Source organism: Halorussus rarus (assembly GCF_003369835.1).
Taxonomy (GTDB): domain Archaea; phylum Halobacteriota; class Halobacteria; order Halobacteriales; family Haladaptataceae; genus Halorussus; species Halorussus rarus.
Genome location: NZ_QPMJ01000002.1, coordinates 1,257,652 through 1,274,250, shown reverse-complemented (window position 1 = coordinate 1,274,250; position 16,599 = coordinate 1,257,652). Strand labels below are relative to the sequence as shown.

21 protein-coding genes are annotated in these 16,599 nt (G+C 70.6%); 12 read left to right on the top strand and 9 right to left on the bottom strand.

The annotated features are described in order from the left end of the window. Positions 1 to 128 precede the first annotated feature (128 nt). Together DVR07_RS14635 and DVR07_RS14630 are read left to right on the top strand one after the other, a co-directional pair. Complete coding sequence (locus DVR07_RS14635; RefSeq protein ID WP_115798006.1) at positions 129 to 1,106, top strand: SMP-30/gluconolactonase/LRE family protein; 978 nt, start codon at positions 129 to 131, stop codon at positions 1,104 to 1,106. A gap of 113 nt (positions 1,107 to 1,219) precedes the next feature. Next, positions 1,220 to 1,936, top strand: a complete 717-nt coding sequence (locus DVR07_RS14630; RefSeq protein WP_115798005.1) for a type 1 glutamine amidotransferase — start codon at positions 1,220 to 1,222, stop codon at positions 1,934 to 1,936. 452 nt (positions 1,937 to 2,388) lie between these two features. On the opposite strand, the gene DVR07_RS14625 is transcribed toward DVR07_RS14630, so the two are convergent. Further along, positions 2,389 to 2,898: an HPP family protein gene (locus DVR07_RS14625; RefSeq protein WP_115798004.1), complete on the bottom strand. Its 510-nt coding sequence runs from the start codon at positions 2,896 to 2,898 to the stop codon at positions 2,389 to 2,391. Positions 2,899 to 3,074: 176 nt separating this feature from the next. Between DVR07_RS14625 and DVR07_RS14620 the strand changes: the two genes are divergently transcribed. Together DVR07_RS14620 and DVR07_RS14615 are read left to right on the top strand one after the other, a co-directional pair. Next, the gene (locus DVR07_RS14620) at positions 3,075 to 3,491 is read left to right on the top strand and encodes a DUF7344 domain-containing protein (protein WP_115798003.1); all 417 of its coding nucleotides are present in this window, start codon (positions 3,075 to 3,077) and stop codon (positions 3,489 to 3,491) included. Between the two features lie 168 nt (positions 3,492 to 3,659). Then, positions 3,660 to 4,184, top strand: coding sequence for a DUF367 family protein (locus DVR07_RS14615; protein WP_115798002.1), 525 nt, complete (start codon positions 3,660 to 3,662; stop codon positions 4,182 to 4,184). Here the strand turns inward: DVR07_RS14615 and DVR07_RS14610 are convergent. Continuing rightward, positions 4,181 to 5,566, bottom strand: coding sequence for a right-handed parallel beta-helix repeat-containing protein (locus DVR07_RS14610; protein ID WP_115798001.1), 1,386 nt, complete (start codon positions 5,564 to 5,566; stop codon positions 4,181 to 4,183). The genes DVR07_RS14615 and DVR07_RS14610 overlap by 4 nt on opposite strands. A gap of 92 nt (positions 5,567 to 5,658) precedes the next feature. On the opposite strand from DVR07_RS14610, the gene DVR07_RS14605 reads away from it, so the two are divergent. From DVR07_RS14605 to DVR07_RS14595, 3 genes are all read left to right on the top strand, one after another. Beyond that, on the top strand, positions 5,659 to 5,808 hold the full coding sequence (locus DVR07_RS14605) for a 50S ribosomal protein L40e (RefSeq protein WP_115798000.1): 150 nt from the start codon (positions 5,659 to 5,661) through the stop codon (positions 5,806 to 5,808). 81 nt (positions 5,809 to 5,889) lie between these two features. After that, on the top strand, positions 5,890 to 6,450 hold the full coding sequence (locus tag DVR07_RS14600; RefSeq protein WP_115797999.1) for a cupin domain-containing protein: 561 nt from the start codon (positions 5,890 to 5,892) through the stop codon (positions 6,448 to 6,450). 276 nt (positions 6,451 to 6,726) lie between these two features. After that, positions 6,727 to 6,909 (top strand): hypothetical protein, encoded by a 183-nt coding sequence (locus DVR07_RS14595; protein ID WP_115797998.1) that lies wholly within the window; start codon positions 6,727 to 6,729, stop codon positions 6,907 to 6,909. Between the two features lie 27 nt (positions 6,910 to 6,936). On the opposite strand, the gene DVR07_RS14590 is transcribed toward DVR07_RS14595, so the two are convergent. Together DVR07_RS14590 and DVR07_RS14585 are read right to left on the bottom strand one after the other, a co-directional pair. Further along, positions 6,937 to 7,242, bottom strand: a complete 306-nt coding sequence (locus DVR07_RS14590; RefSeq protein WP_115797997.1) for a MazG-like family protein — start codon at positions 7,240 to 7,242, stop codon at positions 6,937 to 6,939. A gap of 96 nt (positions 7,243 to 7,338) precedes the next feature. Beyond that, entirely contained in the window at positions 7,339 to 7,950 is a 612-nt protein-coding gene (locus tag DVR07_RS14585; RefSeq protein WP_115797996.1) for an MBL fold metallo-hydrolase, read from the bottom strand. 83 nt (positions 7,951 to 8,033) lie between these two features. Between DVR07_RS14585 and DVR07_RS14580 the strand changes: the two genes are divergently transcribed. The 4 genes from DVR07_RS14580 to DVR07_RS14565 all read left to right on the top strand — a co-directional run bounded on the left by DVR07_RS14580 (position 8,034) and on the right by DVR07_RS14565 (position 9,984). Further along, the gene (locus DVR07_RS14580) at positions 8,034 to 8,225 is read left to right on the top strand and encodes a DUF5786 family protein (RefSeq protein ID WP_115797995.1); all 192 of its coding nucleotides are present in this window, start codon (positions 8,034 to 8,036) and stop codon (positions 8,223 to 8,225) included. Between the two features lie 3 nt (positions 8,226 to 8,228). Next, positions 8,229 to 8,807, top strand: a complete 579-nt coding sequence (locus DVR07_RS14575; protein WP_115797994.1) for an endonuclease dU — start codon at positions 8,229 to 8,231, stop codon at positions 8,805 to 8,807. Positions 8,808 to 9,060: 253 nt separating this feature from the next. Next, entirely contained in the window at positions 9,061 to 9,651 is a 591-nt protein-coding gene (locus DVR07_RS14570) for a uracil-DNA glycosylase (protein WP_115797993.1), read from the top strand. Between the two features lie 96 nt (positions 9,652 to 9,747). Then, positions 9,748 to 9,984 (top strand): hypothetical protein, encoded by a 237-nt coding sequence (locus DVR07_RS14565; protein WP_115797992.1) that lies wholly within the window; start codon positions 9,748 to 9,750, stop codon positions 9,982 to 9,984. Here the strand turns inward: DVR07_RS14565 and DVR07_RS14560 are convergent. The 4 genes from DVR07_RS14560 to DVR07_RS14545 all read right to left on the bottom strand — a co-directional run bounded on the left by DVR07_RS14560 (position 9,981) and on the right by DVR07_RS14545 (position 15,178). Further along, a complete protein-coding gene (locus DVR07_RS14560; RefSeq protein ID WP_115797991.1) occupies positions 9,981 to 12,227 on the bottom strand; it encodes an outer membrane protein assembly factor BamB family protein in 2,247 nt (748 codons plus the stop codon). The two genes, DVR07_RS14565 and DVR07_RS14560, sit on opposite strands and share 4 nt — an antisense overlap. A 180-nt stretch (positions 12,228 to 12,407) precedes the next feature. Continuing rightward, positions 12,408 to 13,358 (bottom strand): phosphonate ABC transporter, permease protein PhnE, encoded by a 951-nt coding sequence (gene phnE, locus DVR07_RS14555; protein WP_115797990.1) that lies wholly within the window; start codon positions 13,356 to 13,358, stop codon positions 12,408 to 12,410. Beyond that, positions 13,355 to 14,110, bottom strand: coding sequence for a phosphonate ABC transporter ATP-binding protein (phnC, locus tag DVR07_RS14550; protein ID WP_115797989.1), 756 nt, complete (start codon positions 14,108 to 14,110; stop codon positions 13,355 to 13,357). Before phnC ends, phnE begins: the two co-directional genes overlap by 4 nt. Before the next feature lie 93 nt (positions 14,111 to 14,203). After that, positions 14,204 to 15,178: a PhnD/SsuA/transferrin family substrate-binding protein gene (locus DVR07_RS14545; protein ID WP_115797988.1), complete on the bottom strand. Its 975-nt coding sequence runs from the start codon at positions 15,176 to 15,178 to the stop codon at positions 14,204 to 14,206. A 289-nt stretch (positions 15,179 to 15,467) separates the two neighbouring features. Here DVR07_RS14545 and hisH point away from each other — a divergent pair, with 289 nt between their 5' ends. Beyond that, positions 15,468 to 16,133 carry an imidazole glycerol phosphate synthase subunit HisH gene (gene hisH / locus DVR07_RS14540; RefSeq protein ID WP_115797987.1) on the top strand — a complete coding sequence of 222 codons (666 nt, stop codon included), beginning with the start codon at positions 15,468 to 15,470 and terminating at the stop codon, positions 16,131 to 16,133. A 28-nt stretch (positions 16,134 to 16,161) separates the two neighbouring features. Here the strand turns inward: hisH and DVR07_RS14535 are convergent, their stop codons facing one another. Beyond that, entirely contained in the window at positions 16,162 to 16,518 is a 357-nt protein-coding gene (locus tag DVR07_RS14535) for a hypothetical protein (RefSeq protein WP_115797986.1), read from the bottom strand. Between the last annotated feature and the right edge of the window lie 81 nt (positions 16,519 to 16,599).

Here is a 16,599-nt window from a genome sequence, read left to right as displayed (position 1 = left end):
TGTTCCTCCTGCGGAGCGGCTCCTGACGCGAATACCAACCGAGCTCCGGCCTTAATTTTCGCCACCCCGATTACCGTGCTTGCCGCTTGCGACGCGCTTAAGCAAATGTCGGATGACTAATCGCTGCTATGCAACTCACTCGCCGAACAGCCGTGAAAATCGCCGGTGCGAGCCTCGTTCCCTCGGTCGCCGGGACGGCCGCGGCCCAGTCGAGCGTGGAGACCGTCGTCGAGATCCCGGGCGAGCAGACGGTGCCCGAGAACCTCGCCATCGACGGCGACGGCAGCCTCTACTTCGGCATCACCGCGGGCGAGGTCTGGCGACTCTCCGCCGAGCAGACCCAGCAGACCGGGCTGACGCTCGACGACGCCGCCCGAGTCGCGACGATGCCGGGCAGCGCGGCCGGCGTCGAAGTCGGCGCCGACGGCACGCTGTACGTGGCGTCGCAGGCCGACGCGGGCACCGGCGTCTGGGAGGTGCCGCCGGACGGGGGCGACCCCGCGTTCTTCGCCGCCGTCTCGCCGCCGGACCAGGAGCAGGTCTTCCCCAACGACGTCCTCTACGACGGCGACCGCGAACGCCTGTTGGTCACCGAGTCGTTCGCCGGCCGGGTGTACGAGGTGCCCCTCGACGCGACCGACCCGGAGACGGCGGCGTCGGGCTGGCTCGACGCCGACTCGCTCGACACGGAGAGCTTCGGCGCGAACGGCCTGGCGTTCGGCCCGGACGGCGCGGTGTTCGTCGCGGTCACCCGGGCGACGAACGACGCCGGCGAGGACGTGGGTCGCCTGGTTCGGGCCCCGGTCGCGGACGACGGCAGCGCGACCGACGCCGTCCCCTACCTGGAGAGTCCGGCCATCTTCGGGGCCGACGGCATCGAGACCCGCGACGGGGCGGTGTACGTCGCCGCGAACTCGATCGACGAGGTCGTCCGCGTCGGTCCGGACCAGCAGACGACGACGGTCGCGTCGGCCGACGACGGCCTGGTGTTCCCGTCGGACGTCGTCTTCGGGACGGCCGACAGCCAGGAGGGCGACCTGTTCATCTGCAACTTCGCCAACGAGAACCCCGCGGAGGGCGCGATCCTCCGCACCAGCGTGGAGTGATTCCACCCTCGTGACGCGGCCGGTCGCGCCCGACTCGCGGCGAGCCGTCACGGGTACCGGCAGGACTCCCGGTAGCGAAACCCCTTTTGAACGGGGCGTGCTACGCGTAGTCGATGAGTCGACTGCGAATCGCGTTCGTGAACGCCGCCCACGACCCCACCGACACCCGGCGGAACTTCCGGCGGGAGCTCGACGCCGACCTGGTGGAGTTCGACGCGACGGGCGGCGAACTGCCCGAGACCCTCGACTTCGACGGCGTCGTGGTCTCTGGCTCACGGTCGTCGGTCTACTGGGACGAGGAGTGGATTCCGCCCACCAAGGCGTGGGTGCGCGAGGCCATCGACGCGGGGCTGCCCTGCCTCGGCGTCTGCTGGGGCCACCAGCTGCTCGCGGACGTGCTCGGCGGCGAGGTCGCCGACATGGGCGAGTACGAGATCGGCTACCGCGAGGTCGACCACACCGGCGACTCGCGGCTGTTCGACGGCGTCGACGAGCGGTTCACCGCCTTCACGACCCACTCGGACGCCGTGGTCGAGCTCCCGCCGGGCGCCGAGGAGACCGCGACCAACGACTACGGGAACCACGGCTTCCGGAAGGACCGGGCGTTCGGCGTCCAGTTCCACCCCGAGTACGACGCCGAGACCGCCGAGACGGTCACGAAGGGCAAGGAGCTCGACGACGAGCGCAAGGAGGCGGTGCTGGCGGGCATCACCGAGGAGAACTACCGGGCGGCCTGCGAGGCCAAGCTGGTCTTCGAGAACTTCTGCGAGTTCGCCCGCGAGGTGCGGGAGATGGAATCTGGCGGCGAGGGCGGCGCGGTCTCGGCGTAGCTGTTCTCGATTCGATTCTGCTGTTCTCTCGATGATGGATTGACGACCTCGTCTCCGGAGCGTGAATCGGTAGTTCCGATGCGAGCTAGCTGCTGCCGTCACAAATGAGTTACCGCACAGCACCGCAACCGCCTCACACCTCCCCAACCGACTGCGCTACTCGCACCGGAAGACTCGCTTCGCTCGTCTTCCGAGCCTCGCTTCGCTACGCTCAGCGAGACTCCGCTGCGTTGCTCGTCCACCGTCGGAGGCATGCTCCGACGAGCCTTCGGTCGCTTCGTTCCCGAAGACCTCGCACGCTCGGCGCGACACGGCGGTCGCGCCGTGGGAGCGAAGCTCCCACGAGCCTGCGGTCGCTTTCGCTCCCGCAGACGCCAGCGCGCGCCGGGGAAAAATCGTGTCGAGTGAGAGCCGATGATACGTCCCGATCGCCCGAGTAGCGTCCGTCCGCCCTACTTCGCCCGCTCGGCGACCGGCCCCACCGGCGCCACGTCGGCCGCGAGCAGCGCGCGGTGGGTCGCCAGCAGGACCGCGACGGCGGCGACGACCAGCAGGGCGTCGGCGAGCGACGAGAGCAGCCCCAGCGAGACGATGAGCGTCGTCGCGCAGGCCGGCGCGTGCCGGAGGTCCGCGGCGGCCATCCCGGCGGTCGTCAGTGCGACCGAGGCGACGCCGCTGACCGCGAGCGCGGCGCTCGCGGCCGTGAGCCGGGTCGGCGGGGCGGTGAGGACCATCCCCGACGCGAGCGCGTGGTAGGCGACCAGCCCGGCCGCCACGCCCACCGCGTGCCCGCCGGCGACCCGCCGCGGGGCGCTCGTCGGGGCGGACGGCCGGGTCGCCAGCAGGAACGCCGAGGGGCCGAGGCTCGGGAACAGGAACGGCCGCCCCGTCGCGACCGCCAGCGCGCCGACGACGGCCAGCAGCGACCCCGCGGTCGCGCTCTCGCGCAGCGCCTCTCGCATGCCTCCCCCTCGGCGGTCGAGTCGGAAAAGTCCTGTCGGTCGAGTCGGGGTACCCCGCCGAACGACCGCACCGCGGGCGGGTCGTCGCCGTCCGGCTATTTTCCCCGAACGTACACTTAAAGGCCATTACTAGTGAGCCAGCAGAAACACCCCTCCTCGCGGACTATCATACGTCAATGAACGACGACGTAGCCGACAGCAACGGACGTACGGCGGCGCCCCGGCCGTCCCCGCGCCAGCCCGACTTCGACGTACCGCCGCTGTCACAGGACAACGTCTTCGACGCGCTGGCCTCCAAGCGGAGCCGGTACGTCCTGGTCGCGCTCCGGGAGGCCGAGGGTCACCTCGACCTCCGCGAACTGGTCGACACGGTCGCGGCGTGGGAGACCGGCAAGCCCATCGACCTCGTGTCCGAGGAGCACTGCAAGCGGGTGTTCACCTCGCTGCGCCACTCCCAGCTGCCGAAGCTGGCGACGATGGGGCTGGTCGAGTACGACGAGGGCGACGGCGTGGTCGCGCGCGGCCCCTACGCGGAGCAGGCCGATGCGTACCTCGACATCGCCGCGAGCCGCGACGAGAACGTCGACCTCTGAGTTCCGGCGACTCGCGACCGCCCGGCCCCTTTCATCCACCCCACAGCACCGCGACCGCGAGCGACCGGGGGCTTTCGAAGCAGTCATCTCCTCAATTCTGTCGGCACTGACAACGAGAGCTCCACTCCTCCGAGCGACTTTTCAACACCTCACACCTACGTCTATCCGGTGAACCTCCACGTCCGCTACGAGGGCGACGACGACCCCGACAAGTGCACCGCCCGGAAGCTCGCCCGGTTCGACCTCGCGGAGCTCCACCGGAGCGCCGGGGCGACGCCCTACGGCATCGTGCTCAACCCCCACGCCGAGCGGGCGCTCTCGCCGGCCGACCGCGCCGAGACCGACAGGCTGGTCGCGCTCGACTGCTCGTGGGAGACCTCCGAGCGCGCGCTCTTCGAGATGCCGGGCGTCCACCGCGCGCTCCCGTTCCTCGTGGCGGCTAACCCCGTCAACTACGGCAGGCCCTTCCGACTCAACACCGTCGAGGCGTTCGCCGCCGCGCTGACCATCCTTGACGAGCGCGAGCAGGCCGAGCGCATCCTCTCGAAGTTCACGTGGGGCGAGACGTTCCTCGACCTCAACGCCGAACCCCTCCGGCGGTACGCCGACTGCGGGGACTCGACCGAGGTGGTCGCGGTCCAGCAGGAGTACCTCGACGCGGGCGAGCGGCAGGCGCAGGCCGACGGCGACTAGGCGGCCGCGCTTCCGCCGCGCCGGTCCCGTGCGCTCGCATCCTCCGCTTCCGCGAGTCCCTCGCCGACGAGCGCGACGACCGTCCCGTTCTCGCTCAGATTCCCGAAGGTCGCGCTCGCCGCGTTCGCCTCGGCGCCGACCGCCGACCCTACTCGCCGCCACCCCTCACCGGGGTCGAATCGCCAGAGCGAGAGGGCGTCCTCGGTCGTGCTCGCCCGCTCGATTGCGGCCTCGTCGTAGCCGACCGACAGCGACAGGCGGGCGCCCTCGCCGGTCGGGACCGCGCGGAGCGGTGCGCCGACGACCCGGCGCTCGGTGAGGGGAAGCGGCGGCGCGTCGGCCGCCGCGTCGAGCGCGACGTCCCGCACCTCGAAGGCCAGGCGGGTGCCGCCGAGGCTGACGCGCTCGCCGACCGCGGACGAGTTCCCGACCGCGTAGAGTGCCGTCCCCGGCGCGTCGGCGACCGAGACGTCCGCGAGCCGGACGCCGGTCGAGTCGTTCAGGTAGACGCCGACCGTCCCGGCCGACTGCGCGGCCGACGCGCCTCCCGACCTCGGTTGCGTTTCCGACTCCGAGCCTATCGTGAGATTTCGGAGGTCGACCCCGTCGGCGCGCGAGACGACCACGTGGGCGAAGCCGTCGTCCCGGAGCGTCGCGTCGGCCACGGTGGCGTTCGCCGACGCGAAGACGCCGAGGCCGTACTGCGAGCTCTCGTCGATCCGGACGCGCTCGACCGCGGCGCCGTCGGCGTTCCGGACCGAGACCCCGACGAGGTTGTCCGTGACGTCGAGTCCCGCGAGGCTGGCGTCGGGGGCGTCCCGGACGAACACGCCGGTGTTGCTCCCGGCGACTGTCCCGCCCCGGATTTCGATCTCGGGGGCGCCCTCCACGAAGATGCCGTCGCCGAGGTTGTTCCGCGCCGAGACGTTCCACAGCGTCGCGCCGGTCGCCCCGCGCACGGCGACGCCCGCGCCCCACCGGGTCGCGGCGAGGTTCCGGACCGTGACGTTCGCGCGTCGCTCGCGGCCGCCGACCAGTACGCCGACGACCCCGGGCGCGCCGGTCTCGTTGGCCGCGACGACGTGACCGCCGCCCCGGAGCGTCACGTCGTCGGCGCGTATCGCGATGCAGGCGCCGAGGCCGGTCCGGGGACGCGCCGGCGAGGCGTCGGTCACGTTCCCCGCGAGGACGTACTCGCCGGGCGACGTGATGGCGGTACAGCCCGAAATCTCGGTGGCGTCGGTGGCGGTGACCTGCGCTCCCACCGGCCCGGCCGGTTCTGCAGGGGCGAGGGCTTCCGGGGGACCGACCGCTCCCGCGGGCGCGACGACGGCGAGGGCGACCGCGAGCGCGACCAACGCGGCGGCGCGTCCGTCCGACATGGCCCAGTGGTCGACGGAGGCACAGTTAGGGTTTGTCGCCGCGACCGGCCCATTCTGCAAGGTTTAAATGCGCCCGCGGCCAACCGGTCGGTATGGCCAGCTTCGAGAAAGCGGAGGCGCGGACGCTCGACAAGATGATCTGCATGCGGTGCAACGCTCGCAACCCCAAGGAAGCCGACAACTGCCGGAAGTGCGGCTACAGCAAGCTCCGGCCCAAGAGCAAGGAACCGCGCAACGCCTGATCGCGGCTCGCCGGTCCCGGCGGTCTTCTCCAGTATCGCCGCGCCGACTAGTTACTTCTCCCTCGGGCGGGAACGCCCGGTATGGCGAGCACCGACGACGACGCGGACGCTACCGAGAGTGGCGGCACGGAGGCCGCCAGGGACGGAATCGTCACCGCCGCGGACCGCGAGTGGTCGACCACCGAGCGCGGCGAACACGCGTTCCGGCGGAAACAGCTCGGCGACGCCGCCGGGAGCGAGCGGCTGGGCTGTAGCCTCTACGAGGTCCCGCCCGGCAAGGAGGCGTGGCCCTACCACTGGCACGCCGGCAACGAGGAGGCGCTGTACGTCCTGGCGGGCGAGGCCACGCTCCGGATGCCCGACGGCGAGACGACCGTCTCTGCCGGCGACTACGCCGCGTTCCCGGCGGGCGAGGACGGCGGTCACGCGCTCCGGAACGACGGCGAGGAGCCGGTGCGCTACCTGGTGGTCTCGACCATGCGCGACCCGGACGTGACCCGGTACCCCGACTCCGACAAGGTGGGGGTCTTCGCCGGGGCGCCGCCGGGCGGCGACTCCGCGGAGCGCGATATCTCCGGCTACTTCCCGGCGGACGCGGCGGTGGACTACTGGGACGACGAGGTGAGCGACGACGGGGAGTGAAGGCGCGAACTAAGTTTTCCTCGGTGCGAGACTCGTACTTGATCCCCGGCGCGCACTGGCGCGGCCCTCGTGGCCGCGCCCTCACTGCGCGAGGAGGCTGGGGAGGCGTGAGGCTGTCGCGGTGCGGTGCTGTGCTGGACATCGATGACGGCAGTAGCTAGCATCTCGCAGTCCGTCGGCCCTGTCCCGGAGCAGTTCTGTTCTCCCGCAGTGCCAGTCACCGAAAGCTGTCACCCCAACCCAACCGTTTTTCCGGTCTCTCGAGAATCCGGGAGGATGTCGATTCCGAAGTCCGTCGGCGACGCCGACGCTTCGATCTTGGTCGTCGCGAGCGTCCCCGCGGCGGTCGCCGTGGCGGTGGCGTGGCTCCTCCCCCTGCATCGGACGCTCCAGTCGGGCGTCGCCATCGTGGTGTGGCTGGCGCTGCTGGTCCCGTGGCTCGACTACGTAAAGAAGTGAGACGCGAACCGGAGGCCGACCCCCGACCTACTCGCCCGACCCGGGGTCGCCCGTCTCCTCGATGCGGGCCTCGTACTTCGCCAGCGCCTCGTCCAGCGCGTCGTCGGCGTCGACGTCCAGCGACTCGGCGACCGCCAGCAGCGAGAACAGCACGTCGCCGAGCTCGTCGGTCTTCACCTCGAGGTCCTCCGGCGCCGCGCCGTAGTCGGTCGAGTCGGCCGCGTCCTTGGCGATCTCGCCGACCTCCGAGGCGAGGTCGAGTATCTGGTAGGCCGGTTCGCCCTCGATGTCGTGCTCGGCGAAGAACGCCGCGACTTTCTCCTGGGCCTTCATCTGTCGGGATTCGGACGGGCGCGTCGAAGCGTAAAACGACTGTCGATTGCTCGTCGGCGTGCTCGCCCGTCGGTCGCGAGAATCCCCGTCGGGCGACTACTCCTCGGGGTACTTGGGCTCGCGGCGCTCGGCGCGTTCGAGCGCACGCTCGACGACCTCGCGGACGTCGCCGTGGAACTCGTCGCCGTGACCGGCGTACATGTGCTCGACGCCCTCCGGGAGGCGGTCCAGAATCTCCCGGATGCTCTCGATCTCGCGCTCGCGGGACTGGCCCTCCATGTCGGTCCGGCCGAAGCTCCCGTCGTCGAAGGCGCCGTCGCTGTACACCACGACGTCGCCGCTAAAGACGGTCGACTCCGAGACGAACGCGAGGTGGTCGTCGGCGTGGCCCGGCGAGTAGACCGCCTCGAACTCCTCGTCGCCGATTCGGAGGGTGTCGCCGTCGTCGAGTTTCCGGGTCCGGCGCGGGTGGTCGCCGTAGCAGAGCAGGTCCGCGTCGTAGGCGTCGAGCACCGCGTCGAGCTCGGCGACGTGGTCGCCGTGCTGGTGGGTCAGCGCCACCGCGTCCACGTCGTCGACGTAATTTGCGACGGCGTCGACGACGCCGGGCATGCTGCCGGCGTCGACCAGCACCGTCCGGTCGCCCTCCACCAGGTAAGCGTTGCAGGTGAACGTCTCCGCCTCCGCGGTGACGTTGTGGACTGACATGCCGGGCTGTTCGGCGCCACCCCTCAAAACGCTGACGGGCGGCGGGGGACTTTAGTGGTCGAAGGTCCTACATACTCGTGCACATGGGATTTGGGAGCTACGACGAGTCCGAACAGGACAACCAGGAGTACGATTCGGACTTCGACGACGACAGCGGCGTCGACACCGAGGAAAACTCCCACGAGGGCAGCGTCGACTTCGAGATCGGGGCCTCGAACGACGAGCTCATCGACCGCCTCAAGGACATCAAGGACGACGAACAGGACGAGACGTAAGCCGTGAAGCCGGGCGTCCGCGCGCTCGGCGTCGCCGAGTCCTACCGGGAACGTCGTAGCACGCTCGCGGGCGCCGTCGCCCGGGCGAGCCGCGTCACCGACGGCTTCGCCTTCGAGACCTGCACCGTCGGCGGTCTCGACGCCACCGACGCGATAATCGATCTTTTCGCCGACCTCGACCGCGAGGACGTGCGATACGTCTTCGTCGCCGGTATCGCTCTGGCGTGGTACAACGTGGTCGACCTCCGCCGCGTGAGCGAGGCGACCGACCGGCCCGTCGTCTCGGTCACCTTCGAGGAGAGCCCGGGGCTGGTCGAGGCGTTCGAGGCCGAGTTCGAGGGGGAGGCGCTGGAACGGCGCAGGGACGTCTTCGAGCGCCAGCCGGCCAGGGAGCGACTCGCGGTCAACGACCAGACCGTGTTCGTGCGCTCGGTCGGCGTCGACGCGAGCGAAGCCCGCGACGCGGTCCGGGCGTTCACTCCGGAGGGCGGCCGGCCCGAACCGCTCCGGGTGGCCCGGCTAGCGGCGCGGGCCGGCGACGATCTGCGGCGCGAGAGTGCAGACACCGCCGGCGAGCGCTGACCGACCGTTCTCCGTCGGGCGGGACTGAAAGGGGCCGGTCGCTCGCGTTTACTCGGTCGTCTCGGCGACCTCTATCCGGAGCGGACGCAGCGTGTGGAGGCTATGTCGCCGAGCGACCGCGAGCGACCGGGGGCTTTCGAGGCGGTCGTAATCGCCTCCCTTACTGCCGTCCGTGAGCAGTACGTATCGGTTCTCACTCCTCCGCCGACCCGAGGCCGCCGAGTCTTAATACCACCGACCCGTGGCCCCACGCATGGGAGAAATGGACGGTCTCGAGGTCACCGAGTGCACGCGCTGTCCCGAACTGGTCGACAGCCGGAGCCGGATCGTCAACGGCACCGGTCCCGCCGACGCCGACCTGCTGTTCGTCGGCGAGGGCCCCGGCGAGCGAGAGGACCAGCAGGGCGAGCCGTTCGTCGGCCGGAGCGGCACCATCCTCGACGACAAGCTCCGCGACCGGGGCCTGGCCCGCGAGGACGTGCGCATCACCAACTGCGTGCGGTGCCGCCCGCCCGAGAACCGCGACCCGACCGCCGAGGAGCTGGAGAACTGCTGGCCGTACCTCGAGAGCGAGATCGAGCAGGTCGACCCCGAGGTGATAATCACCCTCGGGAAGGTCCCGAGCGAGCACCTGCTCGACCGCGACGTGGCGGTCACCAACGAGGCCGGGAGCGTCGAGCAGGTCGACCTCGGCGGCGGGGTCCGGGACCTCCTTATCTGCGTCCATCCCGCGGCGACCCTCTACGACAGCAGCCAGGAGGACACCCTCGACGCCGCCCTCGACAAGGCCGCGGCGATGGCCGGCGGCGACGCGGGCGGCCAGTCCCAGCTGGGCGACTACTGACGGCGTCGACTACCGGTCAGCTGAACTACATAGGGGGTTGGATTCCGCCGGTAATCGGCGCATAACTATGGGACGCGCGTGGGAAGACCCGCTCCCATGCCCCTGCCCGTTCCCGCGCTCGTCCCGACGGTCGACTCGCTCGCGCTCGGCGCCGCGGCCGTGGTGGTCCCGCTGGTGTTCGCCGTGCTGGTGTACGCCGACGCCCGGCGCCGCAGCCCCCGGCGCTCGGGCGGCCGGTCGCTCGCGCCGCTCGCGTGGGGCGCGACCACCTTCTTCTCGGGCGTCGGCTGCCTGGTCGTCGCGGCGTGCTACGTCGCGGTCCGGGTCCGCTAGCGGTCGAACGCGGCCCACCGGAACGCGTCGTCGAACGCCAGCGCCGACTCGTGGCGGTCGACCGGGTCGTTCGCGAGCGCCCGTGCGAGCACGCCGTCGAGGTCGGCCGAGAGACCCGGATTCAGCGCGCTCGCGGGCTCGGGGTCCGGGTCCGGTACCGCGCCCGCGAGCAGGTGGTAGGCCAGCGCGCCGACGCGGTAGACGTCGCCGGCGACGCCCGCCGATTCGTCGTCGGTGCTCGCCGACGCGTCGCCGTCTGCGCGTTCTACGTCCGTCCCCCGCGGTCCCTCCGGCGGCGCGTAGGGGTCGCGCTCCTCGCCGACCCCCGCCAGCGCGTCCGCGAGGAACCAGCCGCCGACGAGGACGTCGGTCCCCGCACCGGCGGCGCCTCCCGCGAGGTCGCTGGTGCCGCGGAAGACGTGTCGGGGCGCGAGCCGGCCGTGCGCGACGCCCTCGCGGTGGGCCGCGTGGAGCGTCCGGGCGACCGCCGAGGCGACCTCGACGCGCTCGCGGGCGGCGACCGGCCAGGCGTCGGCCAGCGACCCGCCCGCCGCGAAGGGGGTCTCGAACCACGGAACCGGGTCGTCTGCGTCGCGGCGGTCGCCCGCGTCGTACTCGCCGTCCGGGCCGGTCCCGCGGTCCAGAATCGGGAGGACGGCGTCGACCGCGTCCGAAAGCTCGGCCCACCGCTCGACGGCCTCGGCGACGATCCGCCGGGTCTCGGCGTCGGCGCCTTCGCGAAGCCGCGTCTCGGCGACCAGCGCCGGGCCGTCGGGCGTCCGAATCCGCTTGCGGTACGTCTCGGTGACCGGGCCGGCGGCGAGTCGGTCGAGGCGGCCGAACGCGACGTCGGCGTCGGGGTCGTCGCCCCGGACCGTCGCCCGGCGGTAGCCGACGCCGAGCAGGCCGGCGCCCAGCAGCCCGAGCAGCCCCAGCCCCGCCGGCGAGGTGGCGAACCGCTCGGCCGTGGCGACCGGCGCGGTGGCCAGCGGCGAGGGCCGGTCGACCGCGTACAGCGTCCCGCTCCGGGTGGCCGCCAGCGCGAGATCGCCCGAAGCGTCGGCCCAGAGCCCCCGCTCGTCGCCGAAGTCGAGCGTCCAGCGCTCGCGGCCCGACGCCGCGTCGACGGCGGCGACCTCGCGCTCGCCGACCACGTAGACGAGCCCGTCGGTCGCGGTCCCCCAGAACCGGTGGGGCGTCCCGGCGCCGGTGCGCCAGCGCTCGCTGCCGTCGGCGGCGTCGAGCGCGACGAAGTCGTCGGAGAGCGGGAAGTAGACGCCGCCGTCCCGGACCACCGGGCTGTGGCCCTCGCCGTACTCGGACTCGAAGGTCCAGCGCTTCGCGCCGGTCCGGAGGTCGATGGCGGCCAGCGACCCGCCCCAGAGGTAGGCCGCGTCGCCGGCGAGCGCACCCGCCGCGGGGTACGGTCGGACCCCCTCGTGGTCGGTCCGCCAGCGCTCGGTCCCGTCGGCGACCCGCAGCCCGTACACCGCGTCGCTCGACCACCCGACCAGCTGGTCCTCCCAGACGCCGGCGGCCAGCGTCCGCTCGCCGGCGGCCGTCCGCGTCGTCCACCGCTCGCGGCCGGTCGCCCTGTCGAGCGCGCGGAACCCGCGCTCGCCGCCGAGGTAGACGCGCTCCTCGCCCACGGTCGGCTGTCCTAGCGGGCCGTCGGCGTCGACCGCGGTCGACCAGCGCTCGCTGCCGTCGGCGACGTCGACGGCGGTCACCCCCGAGCTGTCCGCGACGAACGCCGCCTCGTCGCCGACCGCGAAGCTCCGGTAGTCGAGGCCCGCGGTCGCGAACCGCCAGCGCTCGCTGCCGTCGGCGGCGTCGAGCGCGAGCAGTCGGTTGCCCTCCACGGCGTAGATCGTCCCGCCGGCGGCCGTCGGGAAGGTCGACCGGTCGTCGAGGCCGCGCCGCCAGCGGGTCTCGCCCGAGTCGGTCTCGAAGGCGTACAGCTCGAACCCCAGCCCGTCGTCGGCGTCGGTCCGGACGAGCGCGACGACCGCCCCGCGCGAGCGGACCGCAGGGTAGATCGTCGCGCGCTCGTCGGTCTCGAAGGTCCAGCGGACCCGGTGGTCGGTGTCGAGCCCGGGGACGCCGACGGCGGACCCGGTCGCTGCAGACTCGCCGGAGCCCGTCGCCGTCGCTCCGGCGGCTCCGGTCGCGCCGACCGCAGATCCGCCGACCGCGCCCGCCCGACGGAGGAACGCGCGCCTGCTCGGCTCTCGGGAACCCATATCGGCAGGAGGACGCTCGGCGCTCTTCAGGGTTTGGGTCCCTACAGCCGTCTCCCCGGTCGAACGGCTGTGTGAGGCGAGAATACGAACTGTCGTCCGCCGATGCGGACGGGACGTCGGAGGACAGCGATGGTCCCAGTCCCGGTTCTGGCTATCGAACGCGTGGCAGGCGGCGACCGCTCACCGCCACATCGACTCGGCCATCCGCTGGGGGAACTCCGCGAGCAGCTGGATGAGCCCCTTCTGGTCGGCGTCGTCGTCGGCGCGGATGTACGACCGGGTGCGCTGGCTTATCATCTCGACGCTGATGACGAGCAGCAGGATGACGAGGATGGTCGCCATCATGTTCGTGTAGTGGAACAGGCCGCGCTCGGTCGAGAGCACGTACCCCAGTCCGCCGCCGCCGATGAGTCCCATCGTGACCGCGATCCGGACGTTGATCTCGAGGATGTACATCGTCCACGCGATGAACGGCGTCACGACCTGACTGAGCATCCCGAACACGATGGTCTGGCGGCGGTCGGCGCCGGTCGACTCGATGGCCTCGATGGGACCGGTCTCGACCTCCTCGAGCGCGTCGGTGAACAGGCGGCCGAGGTTCCCCATCGTGTCGGTACCGATGGCCAGCGTCGCCGTGAACGGCGTGACCCCGCCCAGCGGAATGTAGATGAGCGCCCACACCAGCGCCGGGATGGCGCGGATGGTGCTCATCATGCCGCGGAAGATGAAGTTGAACGGGAACGGCGTGACCCGCTCGCTCCCGAGCACGCCCAGCAGGAGCGCGCCGGGAAGCCCGAGCAGGGTGCCCGCGAACCCCATCGCCAGGGTGACGACGGCCTTCTCCAGCAGGTTCCGCTCCTGGATGAACGTCAGGTACGCGCCGAGGTCCACGAACGGGATGCCGAACACCTCTCCCGGCGGGAAGAACTCGCCGAGTGCGTCGTTGAACTCCGGCCAGTACCGGATTATCTCGGCGATGGTGAACCCGACCTGATCGAGCGCGAAGTTGAACAGGGCGGCGATGACGCCGACGATGAGCAGCATGCCGACGCGCCGGATGCGCTTCATTCGCTTGAGGTCGCCGAGTCGCTCCTCGACGCGGTCGGTGACGCCGTCGGTCTCCGCGCTCATGCGTTGGCCTCCCGCTCGTCGCGGATGGCGTTCGTCTGGATGTTCCCGTAGATGCGGTCGATGACGTCGACGGTGAGGTCCTCGCGGTAGCCGTCGAAGACGAGCTCGCCGTCCTTCAGACCGATGAATCGCTCGCCGAACTCCCGGGCGAGATTCACCTGGTGGAGGCTGGCGATCGTGGTGAGGTTGCGGTCCTTGGCCGCGTCCCGGATGTACCCCATCACCGTCTCGGCGCTGGCTGGGTCGAGGCTGGCGACCGGTTCGTCGGCCAGCAGTAGGTTGGGCTGCTGGACGAGCGCCCGCGCGATGCCGACCCGTTGTTGCTGGCCGCCGCTCATCCGCTCGGCCCGCTGTCCGGCCTCATCGAGGAGACCGACGGTCTCGAGCGCTCGGAGCGCCTCGACCTTGTCGTCGTGGCCGTTGCGCTGCAGCAGGCTATTGAGGAACGACGTTCGGTTGAGCGAGCCGGTGAGCGCGTTCGAGTACGCGCTCATCTGGCCGATGATGTAGTGCTGCTGGAAAATCATCGCCACGTCGTCGCGCGGTCCGGTTATCGCCTCCTCGCCGATGGTGATACTGCCTTCCGTAGGGGAGGTCAGTCCGTTGAGACAGCGCAGTAGCGTCGATTTCCCCGCACCCGACTCCCCGAGCAGGACGACGAATTCGCCGTCGGGAATCTCAAAGGAGACGTCCACGAGCGCACGAACGTCACCGTACGTCTTTGTCAGGTTATTAACTTTGATCGTACTCATACTTGTTCTGTGTCGGCTGTGACCTGTACTGCCGGGTTCCTATCATTAGTGCGCGATTACGGGCTTTAAAACAATGAGATTGCGAGTTAGAGCCTAGATGTCACCGAGCTCGAGCCCCAGCTCGTTGAGAACCGCCTCGACGGGGTCGTAGTCGCTTATCTCGCCCTCGGTGACGCCGGTGAACCACAGTTCCTCGTCGGCGTTCTCGTCGATGAGGTCGCTCTCCTCGGCGTTCAGCAGCGCCTTCCGCACGTCGTCGCGCGCGTCGGCCTCCCAGTCGCGGCGCGCGAGTATCGGTGCCCGCGGGATCGGGTCGGAGGCCTGGAGCAGGTCCAGCTGGGGGTCCGCGCTGCCGGCGTCCTCGATGCTGGGGTTGATATCTTTGACCCGCTTGGGGAGCTGGTCCTTGGGGACGTGCGCGATCGTCGAGAACGCGCCGGTGCCGGCGGCCTTGACGGGGTCGCGGTTGACGAGCGTCTCGCGGGCGGTGGAGTGGTCCGACCACTGTCCCTTGAAGTCCACCGGGTCGCCCTGGGGCGCACCGCCGACGTCGAGTCCGGCCTTGCTGAGCATGTACAGCGGGAACAGCGAACCGCTCGTCGAGAGCGGGTCGGCGAAGGCGATCGTCTTGCCCTCGAGGTCGCTGAGTTCGTTGATGCCGTCGTACGACGCCTTCGTCGTCATCAACGAGAAGTACTTGGCGGCGCCGTACGCGACCCGGATGCCCATGATGTCGGTCGACTCCGCCTTCTTCCCCGCGATAGCGACGGCGGGCGCCGCGTCGGCGATGTCGGCCTGGCCGCTCTTGAGCGCCTGCAGGACCGCTGCGTAGTCTTTCGCCACGTTCGACTCGATTGTCACGCCCGTCTCGTCTTCGAGGTAGCTGAACAGCGGTTCGTACTGTTTCTGTACGTCGACGTCGGACTCGGCGGGCGAGAGGATGAAGTTGACCGTGGTTTCGTCCCCGCTCCCGCTACCGCCGAGGTTTCCGATACAACCGGCCGTTCCGGTGAGACCGACCGCACCGACCGCAGCCGTGGATTTGAGGAATTTCCGTCGGTTTGCCATGACCGAATCGTCTAATCCCTCAGACAGGCGCCGGTTAAGTCTTCCTATTTTCAGTATATATCTAACGGCCGTTCGACTGGAAGAACCGCAGTAAGCCGCCAGAACGCGGGAATCGTCCGCACGCGGCGGCAGGTCGTCACGGGTCGAGCGCGGTCAGTGCGAGCCAGCCCGGTCGGAGCAGTCGGTGCGAACCGGTTGTCGCCGAGCACGCGCCGCCGACCACCGCGCCGAGGCGGCCGTAGTGGCGGGAAGGGAAAGCGTCTTGCCCGCGCCGAACCGACCACTACGTATGAGTAGCCAGCGTGCGCGCACCGACGAGCGCGGGGATGCGGCGTCGGTCGTCGTGGTCGACTACGGGCTGGGCAACCTCCGGAGCGTCACCCGCGGGCTCGAACGCGCGGGCGCGAGCGTCGAGATCAGCGACGACCCCGCGGCGTTCGAGTCGGCCGACGGCGTCGTGCTCCCGGGCGTGGGCGCGTTCCGCGAGGGCGTCGAGAACGCCGGGCCGTACCGCGAGCCGCTGCTCGACGTCGCCGAGAGCGGGACGCCGGTGTTCGGCATCTGCCTGGGGATGCAGATGCTGCTCACGTCGAGCGAGGAGGCCGAGCGCGCGGGCCAAGGGGATGTTCGTGGTCTCGACCTGATTCCGGGGACCAACGTCCGGTTCGCCGAGGGCCAGAAGGTGCCCCACATGGGGTGGAACCAGCTCTCGGTGACGCGCGACCACCCGCTCGTCGAGGGTGTCGACGGGGAGTACGCCTACTTCGTCCACTCGTACTACGCCGTCCCCGACGACGAAGGCGCGGTCGTCGCTACGAGCGACTACGAGCGGGAGTTCCCAGCCATCGTCGCCGACGAGTCGGGCACGGTCTTCGGCACCCAGTTCCACCCGGAGAAGAGCGGCGAGACCGGGCTGACCATCCTGCGGAACTTCGTGGACATCTGCCGGGAGTAGCTGCGCGAATCCGGCGCCTCTTTCGCTTCTACAGGAAGTCGCGGACGTCCGAGTACCACATGTCGTGGTCGTCGACCGCACCGACCCGACGGGCGATGGCGACCGCGATGACGTGCCAGCAGAGGTCGGTCGGGTCCTCGGGGTCGAGGTTGTACTCGCTGTCCCGGCAGCCGCAGCCCCGTCCCTCCACGACGTACTCGTCGTCGTACCCCACGACCACGGTGAAATCGCGGTACTCCTTGACCCGGCTCTCCGAGACCGCCTCGATGGCCTGGGCGCCCCGGTCGTCGTGGACCGACAGGATGCGGTCGGTCACGGTCGGGGTGAGCTCGCCCGCGTCCGCGAGGTCGGACTGCCACTCCTCGACCGGGTTCACGGCGACCACCGCCTCTCCCTGGTGACGGGCGACGGCGGGGGTTCCGGGGCGTCTGCCGGGGACACGCCAGAGGCGTTCGGACGGCGGGCC